The organism is Kitasatospora sp. NPDC059577 (genome assembly GCF_042735475.1).
Taxonomy (GTDB): Bacteria; Actinomycetota; Actinomycetes; order Streptomycetales; family Streptomycetaceae; genus Kitasatospora.
The window spans coordinates 1,858-12,617 of record NZ_JBHWBZ010000111.1; the positions used below are offsets into that span (position 1 = coordinate 1,858).

The 10,760-nt window shown below is 75.8% G+C and carries 8 protein-coding genes; 7 read left to right on the forward strand and 1 reads right to left on the reverse strand.

Annotation, left to right across the window (positions count from 1 at the left end; translation table 11 throughout):
* On the reverse strand, nucleotides 1-311 hold a 311-nt coding region (locus ACFV0O_RS40700; protein WP_380349876.1), incomplete at its 3' end, for a RibD family protein.
* 164 nt (nucleotides 312-475) lie between these two features.
* On the opposite strand from ACFV0O_RS40700, the gene ACFV0O_RS40705 reads away from it, so the two are divergent.
* From ACFV0O_RS40705 to ACFV0O_RS40735, 7 genes are all read left to right on the forward strand, one after another.
* Nucleotides 476-1,294, forward strand: a complete 819-nt coding sequence (locus tag ACFV0O_RS40705) for a methyltransferase domain-containing protein (protein ID WP_380349879.1) — start codon at nucleotides 476-478, stop codon at nucleotides 1,292-1,294.
* A gap of 303 nt (nucleotides 1,295-1,597) precedes the next feature.
* Nucleotides 1,598-3,013, forward strand: a complete 1,416-nt coding sequence (locus ACFV0O_RS40710) for a DUF4190 domain-containing protein (protein ID WP_380349882.1) — start codon at nucleotides 1,598-1,600, stop codon at nucleotides 3,011-3,013.
* 205 nt (nucleotides 3,014-3,218) lie between these two features.
* Entirely contained in the window at nucleotides 3,219-3,449 is a 231-nt protein-coding gene (locus ACFV0O_RS40715) for an SPOR domain-containing protein (RefSeq protein WP_380349885.1), read from the forward strand.
* 18 nt (nucleotides 3,450-3,467) lie between these two features.
* Nucleotides 3,468-3,944 (forward strand): NUDIX domain-containing protein, encoded by a 477-nt coding sequence (locus ACFV0O_RS40720; protein ID WP_380349888.1) that lies wholly within the window; start codon nucleotides 3,468-3,470, stop codon nucleotides 3,942-3,944.
* 140 nt (nucleotides 3,945-4,084) lie between these two features.
* The gene (locus ACFV0O_RS40725) at nucleotides 4,085-6,826 is read left to right on the forward strand and encodes a SpoIIE family protein phosphatase (protein ID WP_380349891.1); all 2,742 of its coding nucleotides are present in this window, start codon (nucleotides 4,085-4,087) and stop codon (nucleotides 6,824-6,826) included.
* A 240-nt stretch (nucleotides 6,827-7,066) separates the two neighbouring features.
* Complete coding sequence (locus ACFV0O_RS40730) at nucleotides 7,067-9,676, forward strand: SpoIIE family protein phosphatase (protein ID WP_380349894.1); 2,610 nt, start codon at nucleotides 7,067-7,069, stop codon at nucleotides 9,674-9,676.
* A gap of 140 nt (nucleotides 9,677-9,816) precedes the next feature.
* Nucleotides 9,817-10,760 (forward strand): ABC transporter substrate-binding protein (locus ACFV0O_RS40735; protein WP_380349897.1); only part of this gene is annotated, 944 nt, incomplete at its 3' end.

Genomic DNA, 10,760 nt, shown 5'->3' on the forward strand with positions numbered 1-10,760 from the left:
CGGGGCCCCCCCCCCGCCGGGGGGGGGGCCCGCCCCCCGGCCCGCCGCCCCCCCCCTTCGGGGGGGGGGGGGGCCGGGGGGCCGGGGGGGGGGGCCCCCCCGCGGCCGGGGTCGTTGACCAGCAGTCGCGGGTTGTCGGCGCGCAGGGTGTTGCCGCCGACCAGGATCGCGTCGGCGGCGGCGCGCTCCTCGTCCACCCGGTCGAAGTCCGCGGCGTCGGAGAGCAGCAGCCGGTCGGGGGAGGCGTCGTCGAGGTGGCCGTCGAGCGACACGGCGGCGCTCAGCAGGACGAAGGGGCGCTGGCCGGGCATGGGTGGGGACCGTTCTGTCGGGGGCGCCTCCACGGTACGGCGACCGGGTGCGGTCGGGGCGCCGGATGGCCGGAATGTGAGACGGATGTTCTCGCCATGCGGGATTCCGCGTAGCGTCGGGAGTCCAGGAGAACGGAAAGCCGACCACCTCCCAGGGGGATCCCATGTCCGGACCGCAGCCCTCCGCCGTCTACACCCACGGCCACCAGGAGGCCGTGCTGCGCTCGCACCGCTCCCGCACCGCCGCCGATTCGGCCGCCTACCTGCTGCCCGAACTGCGGCCCGGGCAGGCCCTGTTGGACATCGGCTGCGGGCCCGGCACGATCACCGCGGACCTGGCCGAGCTGGTCGGCCCGAGCGGCCGGGTGGTGGCCGTGGACACCTCCGCCGAAGTGCTGGCGCAGGCCGCCGGGTACGTGGCCGGACGCGGTCTGTCCGACGTCGTCTTCGAGCACGCCGATGTGCACCGACTGCCCTACCGCGACGGAGAGTTCGACGTCGTGCACGCCCACCAGGTGCTGCAGCACGTGACCGACCCGGTGGCCGCGCTGCGCGAGATGCGGCGGGTGACGGCCCCCGGCGGCGTGGTCGCGGCCCGGGACGTCGACTACGCCTCGATGACCTGGTTCCCCGAAGTGCCGGAGCTGGACCGCTGGCTGGAGCTGTACCGGCGGACCGCCCGTGCCAACGGCGGCGAGCCGGACGCCGGGCGACGGCTGCTGTCCTGGGCCCGCGCGGCCGGCTTCGCCGAGGTCACCGCGAGCGCCACCACCTGGACGTACGCGACGCCCGAGCAGCGCGCCTGGTGGGGCGGCATGTGGGCGGACCGGGTCACCGGCACCGCGCTGGGCCGGACGGTGGTCGACCGGGGCTACGCGGAGCCGGAGGAGCCGGCGCGGATCGCGGCGGGATGGCGGGACTGGAGCGCCGCCGGGGACGGCTGGTTCTCGATGTTGCACGGCGAGGTCCTGGCCCGCGGCTGAGCCGCCGGACGGGGGGCTCGGGCCGGGGCGGGCAAGCGTTCGAAAAGATCGGGTAAAGTCGCGCGACCGTTCACATCGGGCCCGTTCGGGTCCGAGCCATGGTGCCGAGCGCCGAGTCGATGCCCGCCCGGGCGGGTTGGGGGAGTCCACGTGTCCAAGCCTGAGTCCGAGCTGCCCGCCCCGGGGTCGGAACCCCCCGTGCGGACCGGAACGGGCACGGGGGCGGGAGCGGACGCAGAGGCGGACGCGGGGCCGGAGACCGGCGCGCCCGGGGCCGCTCCGGCGACGGGTCAGGACCCCCGGGTGGACTTCCGCAAGGAGGCCGACGGGCCCGCGATCGCCACGCAGCCGCCGGCGACCGCTCCGCCTGCGACCGCCCCGCCCGCGACCGCCGCGCAGCCGCCCGCCCCGGTGCCCCCCGTCGACCCGTGGGCCGCGCCCGACTTCTCCGCGGGGCCGACGGCGGCGCCGACCGCCGCACCCGCCGCCGCACCCACCGCCGCCACCGCACACCCGCCGACCGCCCCTGTGTCGTCGGCCGCCCCGCCCCAGCCGCCGCACCCGCTGCCCGCCGGCGGCTGGGCCTCCGTCACGCCCTCCGCCCAGTCCGGTCTCCAGCCCGGCCCCCACCCCGCGCTCCAGCCCGGCTTCCCGCCCGGCCACCCGTACCCGCAGCCCGTCGGTCCGGCCCCCACGAACGGCTTCGCGGTCGGCTCCCTGGTGACCGGCCTGGTCCTGGTGGCGCCGCTGGCCCTGGTGTTCGGCATCGTGGCGCTGGTCCAGATCAACCGCCGCCGGGAGCGCGGCTTCGGCATGGCGGTGGCCGGTGTGGTGCTCGGCACGATCGGCACGCTACTGCTCTCGCTGCTGCTGGGTGCGGGGGACTTCGGCAGCCCGCGCGGCGGACGGTTCGCCCAGGCCCCGAAGGCACCGGCGGGCTCCGTCCACTGGTCGGCGCTCAAGGCGGGCGACTGCTACAGCTCCCCCGAGGGCGGATCGGTGACCGACGGCGGCGGCGACGAGACGGTGTACTGGGTGCGCCGGGTGACCTGCGCCGACGCCCATCACGGCGAGGTGGCCGGAACTGCCAAGATCCCCGCGAGCAGCGGGCCCTACCCGGGCGAGAGCGAGGTCCGTGCGTCGGCCGCCCGGCTGTGCCGCACGGTGCTGGACGACTACGCCCTCGACCAGTGGGCCGTCCCGGACGGCATGGACGACGTCTACCTCTACCCGACCGTGAGCAACTGGGCGGCCGGCGAACGGTACGTCACCTGCGCCTTCGAGGACCGCGACGACCAGCACCGGGGGACGGTCCGCACCGACCGGAGCAGCCTGACCGCACCTCAGCTGGTCTACCTGGACGCGGTCCGGAGCTACAACGACGTCTACCTGGACCCGCCGAAGAAGGGTGCCTCCGACGCGGTGGCCGACGACCGGAGCTGGGCCCGCCGGATGGCCGTCGCCTCCCGCACCGAGGCCGCCGTGCTGGGCGCGCCGGCGGCGAACTGGTCGGCCGACGTCCAGCCGAAGATCGCCAAGCTGGTCGAGGCCCAGTCCCAGGCGGCCACCGCCTGGGACGCCGCGGCCTCCGGCGACGACCCGGCGGGCGGTATCCGCCGGGCCAGGGCGCTGGTGGCCAAGACGGTGCCGATGACCGTGGACATCCGGCGCGGGCTGGGCCTGTCCACCGGTGAACAGGCGCCCGACCTGCGGGTGTGAGCCGGGGCGCACGCGGTTACCAGCCGTTAACAACGCCTGTACCTGCCGGTAGCGATCGACGCGTAGCGTCGCGGGTGTGTCCCCGGCCCGACCCCCACGCGAGCCGGGGGCACGACGATGTCCGGCACTCCCCGCCCGTACGGTGCGGACCCTCGCCGGGTGCCAGGGGGCGCGCTGCCCGGCGGGCGCCGGATACCCTCCCGCCATGGGCACCTATCGGGTGGTACGGCAGGACGACAACGGCAACCGCTTCCTGGTCGCCAAGGACCTGGACGGCGCCGGGGCGCAGCGGCTGGCCGCCGAGCTGGAGGCCCGCGGCCACAAGCAGCTGTACTGGGTCGAAGAGGTGGAAGCCCCCGGTGCCCCCGGTGCCCCCGGAGCGGCCGGGGCCGCGGACGCGGACCGGACCGGGAACGGCGCGATCCGGAACGCCTGAGGCCGTAGGGTCGGGGCCATGGACGCCATGCACGCCGCACACCCCACGGACCGGGCCGCCGACGGCCCAGCCGAGCCCCGGATCGTGGTCGGCGGCGCGCTGGTCCACGACGGCCGGGTGCTGGCGGCCCGGCGCAGCGCGCCCGAGGCGGTGGCCGGGCGGTGGGAGTTCCCCGGCGGCAAGGCCGAGCCGGGGGAGACCGAGGCGCAGGCGCTGGAGCGCGAACTCCTCGAGGAGCTGGGCGTGCGGGCGCGCGCGCTCACCCGGCTGCCCGGCGCGTGGGCCGTGCGCCCCGGCCTGGAGCTGCGGTTCTGGGTCGCCGAGTTGGTGTCCGGCGAACCGCGCGCGCTGCAGGACCACGACGCGCTGCGCTGGCTGGGTCCGGGCGAGCTGGACGCGGTCGACTGGATCGACCACGACCGGGACGTGCTGCCGCACGTCGCCCGGCTGCTCACCGGGCCGGGGGCGGCGGGCGACGCGCAGTCCGCCGGGTAGGTCAATCGGACAAGACGAACCAGCGGCCGGGATAGCCTGGGTTCTGCTGGGGTATGTCACTTTTCGGTAGTATTCGTCACCATCGGTGAGCCGCTCCCAGCCGGCGACGCCGATCCCGACCAGAGCCGGAGGCCCCGTCGGTGTCGAGTACCGGGAACGGCGGGGGAGAGCGGCGGGCAGGAACCGCAGGCAGCGCCGCCGCCCGCGCCCGACTGCGTCGCGCCGCCCGCCCGGCCGTGCCCCCGCCGTCGGCCGGCCGCCGTCGCGGCGCCGTCGCCGCCCCCGACGTCGAGCGGCCCGCCCGGCCGGCGCCGACCCTGGCCCTCCCCGAACCCGGTGACCGATCCGGGCTGCGCAGCCGCCCCGGCCGGCCGTTCCCCGGCGGTCCCGGCGAACCCCCGAGGGGCCCCGGCGCGCCGTCCGAGGGCGGCCTGCTCGACATGCTCAAGGTCGCCATCGCGATCCTCGACACCGCGGGCCGGGTGGTGCTCTGGAGCCCCGCAGCCGAGGAACTGCTCGGCTGGCCGAACGAGCTGCTGGTCGGCCGCCGGATCGACGAGCTGATCCCCGACCAGGAGCAGGTCGTCCGGATCCGGACCGCGATCCAGGACACCCTGCGCCAGGGCCGCTGGGCCGGCTACGCGGAGCTGCGCGACCGCGCGGGCGCGCCGGTCGCCGTGGAGGTCCGGATCTCCCTGCTGGTGGACGGCGACGGCACCCCGTTCCTGCAGGTCAGCATGGCGGAGTCGGCCGCCGTCCGGGCCGTCGAGCGCGATCTCGCGGTGCGTGACGCGCTGTTCGAGCAGTCCCCGCTGGGCATCGCCATCCTGGACACCGACCTGCGCTACACCGCCGTCAACCAGACCCTCGCCGAGATGAACGGCGTCGTCCTGGAGGACCACGTCGGCCGCACCACCGGCGAGACCCTGCCCGAGCGGGCCGCCGACGAGATCACCGCCATCCAGCGCCAGGTGCTGGCCACCGGCGATCCGGTCATCGACGTGACCCTGGCCTCCCCGGTCACCACCCGGGCCGGCTACCGCTCGATCTCCTACAGCCGGATGACCGACCGCTCCGGCCGGGTGCTCGGCATCTCCGGCACCGTGATGGACGTGACCGAGCGTTACCGGGCGGTCGCCAAGGTCGAGCACGCCCGGCGCCGGCTCTCACTGCTCAACGAGTTCGGCTCCCGGGTCGGTGACCTGCTGGACGCCTCCCGGATCGCGCAGGAGCTGGCCAGCTCGGTGGTCCCCCGGCTCACCGACCACTCGGCGGTGATCCTGCTCCAGGCCGTCGCGCACGGTGACGACCTGCCCCGGCACGGGCACGACCGGCGCACCTCGCTGCTCCAGCTCGGCACCGCGTCCGTCCAGGACGGCCCCGAGGTCGACGTGATGTTGCGCCGCGGTGCCCGGATCACCTTCGCCGAGGACTCCGCCTGCGGCCGGGTGCTGCGCACCGGCGTGCCCGAACTGCTCTCCGGCGCCGACCAGCTGGACGACGTCACCTACCCCGGCGACCCGAAGATGCAGGCCGGCCGGGACCTCGGCGTGCACTCGATGCTGGTCGTCCCGCTGCGCGCCCGCGGCATCGTGATCGGCCTGCTGCTGGTCAGCCGGGCCGGCTACCGCGAGGGCTTCGACCGGGACGACCTGGCCTTCACCGTCGAACTCGCCGACCGGGCCGGCAGCTCGCTGGACAACGCCCGCCTCTACGCCCGCGAACGCACCGCCGCGCTCACCCTCCAGCGCACCCTGCTCCCGCAGCAGGTACCGCAGCCCACCGGCGTCGAGGTCGCCTACCGGTACGTGCCCGGAAGCAGCGGCACCGAGGTCGGCGGCGACTGGTTCGACGTCATCCCGCTGCCCGGCGACCGCACCGCGCTGGTGGTCGGCGACGTGATGGGCCACGGCCTGCGGGCCGCCGCCACCATGGGCCGGCTGCGCACCGCCGTCCGGGTGCTGGCCGCCCTCGACCTGCCGCCGGACGTCCTGCTGCGGCACGTCCACGAACTGGCCGACGACCTCGCCCAGGGCCCGGACGAGGCCCTGCTCGCCACCTGCATCTACGCGGTCTTCGACCCGGCGACGGCCCGGCTGACCGTCGCCAAGGCCGGGCACATCCCGCCCGTGCTGGTGGTGCCGGGCCAGGACGCCGGGGAACCGACCCGCACCGGCGGCCCGCTGCCCGGCGGCGCCGGCCGGATCCTCGACCTGCCCTCCGGGGCGCCGCTGGGCGTGGGCGGGGTCCCGTTCGAATCGGTCGAACTGAAGATCCCCGAGGGCAGTCTGCTCGCGCTCTGTACCGACGGCCTGGTGGAGTCCCGGGACAAGGACCTGGACGTCGGGCTCGGCCGGCTGCTCACCGTGCTCCAGGAGCCGTACGCCTCCATCCAGGCCGCCTGCGAGGCGGTGCTCGACACCATGGAGCAGGGCCGAGAGCCGGACGACGTCGCGCTGCTGCTGGCCCGGCTGGGGCACGGCCAGGTGGGCACCCCGACGGCGGGCTGGACCCTGCCGGCCGAGCCGACCGCCGTCTCCCGGGCCCGCCGGCTGGTCCGCTCCACGCTCGCCGAATGGGGCGTGGAGGCACTCACCGACACCGCGGAGCTGCTGGTGAGCGAGCTGGTCACGAACGCGGTCCGGTACGCCAGCGCCCCCATCGGGGTACGGCTGACGCTCGGCGAGACGCTGCTGGTCGAGATCTCCGACCCGCTGCCCGACCCGCCCCGGGAGCGGCACGCGGCCGAGGCCGACGAGGGCGGCCGGGGCCTGGAGCTGGTCCGCCGGCTGGCGCTGCGCTGGGGGGCCAGGGCGGAGGGGATCGGCAAGGTGGTCTGGTTCGAGCAGGCGCTGTCGGGTAATGAGCCCGACGAGTCGTGACTCGATCGAACACCGGAATGAACGCCAGGAGAGCCGTGCCGCATATGCCATCGGGAGCCCGGGGGGAGCGCGCGCCCCGGAAGGGGGCGCGAGCGTGGCATTGTGGTTGCGCGGGCGGTAGGACAAAAACCTTCGCCCGATCTGATGTTGTGATGTTGAGGGCGTGTGAACGTACCCCTCGATGATGAATACTCGGTCTTCTCGACATCCGGACGGTCGCGGGTTGGAGGGGTCGGTCCGTTGAACAGCACACCGGCGCGGAACGCGCCGAGCAGCAGCGGTCATGCCGCTGTGCCCGGGCAGGCCGGCTCGCTGCACCTGCCAGTACCGGCGTCCCCGCCGGGCGGTGACACCGCGAGCCGCGGCGCCCACCCCGTCGCCGAGGCCCAACCGTGGGGCGTCGGCGACCCTGGCTCGATCTACGACTACATCCGGGTCGCGACCTTCGCGATCGGCCCGGACGGGCGGATCAGCCAGTGGAGCGAACGCGCCGCCGAGTTCTTCGGCGTCCCGGCCGTCGAGGCCGTCGGCGCCGACCCGATCAGCACCTTCGTCCCCCGCGAACTCTGGCAGCGCGGCCGCGCCCGGCTGGAGCGCACGCTGGCCGGCGAGGAGTGGGTCGGCACCACCCCCTACCGGGACGCCGACGGCGGCGAGGGCCTCGCCGAGCTCTACCTGATGCCCGACAGCGCCCTGCCCACCGCGGGTGCCACCTGCCTGGCCGTCGACCTCGGGCGGCTGCGCCGGATCGAGACCGACCTGGCCGCCTCCGAGGCCGTCTTCGGGCAGACCCCCACCGGCTTCGTGCTGTTCGACGACCGGCTGCGCCTGCAGCGGGTCAACGACGCCTTCGCCTCCGGCATGGGCCTGGTCCCCACCGACCTGGAGGGCCTCACCCCGCACGACATCTTCCCGCCGTCCGAGGCCGACCGGCTCGCCGCGGCCCTGCGCAAGGTCCTCGCCACCGGCGAGCCCGTCTTCGACCTGCGCTTCCACGGCGTCGTCCCCACCCGCGAGGGCAACCGGCTCTGGGCCGTCTCGCTGTACCGCCTCAACGGCGCCGCCGGGCAGCCGACGGGCGTCGCCGGGCAGGTCTCCGACGTCACCAGCCGGCACGTCGCCGAGCGCGAGGCCGACGGCGTGCGCCGCAACCTCGCCCTGCTCAACGAGGCCAGCGCGCACATCGGCTCCACGCTCGACCTGGAGACCACCGCCAAGGAACTGCTGGACGTCGTCGTCCCGCCGTTCTGCGACCTCGCCACCGTCGACCTGTACACCGCGCTGCTCTCCGGCGAGACCGTCCCCAGCGCCGGCCGGCTCGGCGACAGCGTGCTCACCGACGGCAGCGGCGAACTGCGCCGGGTCGCCGTCTCCAGCGTGATCGGCGGCGCCTCCTCGGTGCTCGGCTCGGTCACCGGCCTGCCCATCGCCGAGGCCGGCGGCACCCTCTGTTACCCGCGCCGCTCCCCGCACGCCCGGGCGCTGCGCACCGGCCGCAGCGTCGTCCCCGAGCCGGGCCGCGACCCGCTGCTTCGCTCCACCCTGATCGTCCCGCTGGTCGCCCGCGACCAGGTGCTCGGCCTCGTACAGCTCTCCCGCGCCATCGGCAGCGAGCCGTTCGACGCCCGCGACGTCGCGATCGCCGAGGAACTCGTCGCCCGCGCCGCCGTCTGCATCGACAACGCCCGGCTCTACCGCCGCGAGCACGAGCGCGCGCTGATCCTCCAGCGCAGCCTGCTGCCCCCGGGCAACCCGGCCGCCAGCGGCCTGGAGATCGCCTGCCGCTACCTGCCCAGCAACAACAACACCGAGGTCGGCGGCGACTGGTTCGACGTCATCCCGCTGCCCGGAAACCGCACCGCGCTCGTCATCGGCGACGTGATGGGCCGCGGCCTGCGCGCCGCCGTCGCCATGGGCCAGCTGCGCACCGCCGTCCGCACCCTGGCCATGCTCGACCTCGACCCCGCCGAGGTGCTCACCGCCCTCGACGAGATCGCCCGCGGCCTCGGCGACGACTCCGTGCCGGCCGGCCCGCCCACCCCGTACGGGCGCCTCACCTCGTCGGCCGACGAGGAGGCCCGCGAGGTCTACCTCGCCACCTGCGTCTACGCGGTCTACGACGCCGTCACCCGCCGCTGCATCATCGCCAACGCCGGCCACCTGCCGCCCGTGCTCCTCAGCCCCGGCGAGGGCGCCCGGATGCTGGACGTGCCGCCCGGCCTGCCGCTCGGCGTCGGCGGTGAGCCCTTCGAGGAGGTCGAGTTCGACCTCCCGGACGGCGCCGTGCTCGGCCTCTACACCGACGGACTGGTGGAGAGCCGCAAGCACCAGCTGGACGAGGGCCTGCGGGCCTTCCGCGCGGCGCTCTCCGTCGAGGGCAAGGCCCTGGAGGACCTCTGCGACCACGTGCTCGGCGAGCTCAACCCGCACCACGGCGAGGACGACATCGCGCTGCTGATGGCGAAGGTGCACGCCTTCCCCGAGGACGCCGTCGGGAACTGGTTCCTGCCGCCCGAGCCCACCTCCGTCTCCAAGGCCCGCGAGCTGGCCTGCAGCTGGCTGCTGGCCCGGGGACTCGACGAGCTGGTCGACACCACCGAGCTGCTGGTCAGCGAGCTGGTCACCAACGCGCTCAAGCACGGGCGCGGCGAGATCCGGCTACGACTGCTGCGCGAACGCGGCCTGGTCTGCGAGGTCTGGGACGACGGCTACGCCCAGCCCCGCCAGCGGCGCGCCCAGGAGACCGACGAGGGCGGGCGCGGCCTGCAGCTGGTCAGCCTGCTGGCGGAGCGCTGGGGCAGCCGACGCACGCCGAAGGGCAAGATCGTCTGGTTCGAGCTGGCGCTGTAGCCGCCCGGGCGCCCGGCGGCCCGGCCTCGGGGTCGGCCCGCACGGCGCGGGCCGTACAGCTTGCTCCGTACGGGTGCAGTCGCCCCCGGCCCGCCGTGTCGACGCGGGCCGGGCCGCGCGGGCGGCGTTCGATGGCCGCCATGCGCGTCCGCCAGCTCACCGCCGCAGCCGCCGCGCTGCTGCTCGCCGCCGGCCTCGGTGGCTGCTCCGACGATCCCGCCCCCGCCCACACCCCGGCCCCCGTACCCGTCTCGGCCGAGCCCACCACGGCCACCGGGGACGTCCGGCCCGCCGACCGCACCGCCGTCCGGGACGGCGGCACACTGCGCTGGGCGGTGGACGGCGTCCCGGCCACGCTGAACGTCTACCAGGGCGCGGCGACCGCCGACTCGGCGCTGCTCGCCCACGCGCTGTACCCCTCGCTGTTCCGGCCCGACGACCACGGCCGGCTCGTGCCCGACCCCGACTACCTGGCGGGCGCCGAGTCCACCCCGCCCGGCGAGCAGCCGCAGGTGGTCACCTACCGGCTCAACCCGCACGCCGTCTGGACCGACGGCACCCCGCTGTCGGCCGCGGACCTCGCCGCCCAGCGGGCCGCCCTCTCCGGGCTGGACCCGGCCTACCGGGGCGGGCACCCGGCCGGGTACGACGCCGTCGACTCGGTCGCCCAGGGCGCCGACCCGCACGAGGTGCGGGTCACCTTCCGACGGCCGTACGCCGAGTGGCGCTCGCTGTTCGGGCCGCTCTATCCGGCGGCGGAGACGGGCACGCCGACCACCTTCGACCGGGCGCTGACCGGCGGCCGCCCGACCGCTGGGCCGTACACCCTCGCCCGCTACGACGCCGAGGGCGGACGGGTCACCCTGACGCGCAACCCGCTCTGGTGGGGCGACGTGCCGAAGGCCGACCGGATCGACTTCATCGCCGTGCCGCCCGAGCAGCGACTGGACGCGCTCGACCAGGACCGGCTGGACATCGCCCCGATCACGGCGGCGGTGGACCGGGCGGCACCGGCGGCACCGGCGGCACCGGCGCCCACGGCGGCCACGCCGGGCGCGCCGCCGCCCGCCGCGCCGCCCGCGGC

Coding starts and splice junctions, on each gene's coding strand:
- ACFV0O_RS40705 (WP_380349879.1), top strand. CDS start 476: ATGTCCGGACCGCAGCCCTCCGCCGTCTACACCCACGGCCACCAGGAG.
- ACFV0O_RS40715 (WP_380349885.1), top strand. CDS start 3,219: ATGGGCACCTATCGGGTGGTACGGCAGGACGACAACGGCAACCGCTTC.
- ACFV0O_RS40720 (WP_380349888.1), top strand. CDS start 3,468: ATGGACGCCATGCACGCCGCACACCCCACGGACCGGGCCGCCGACGGC.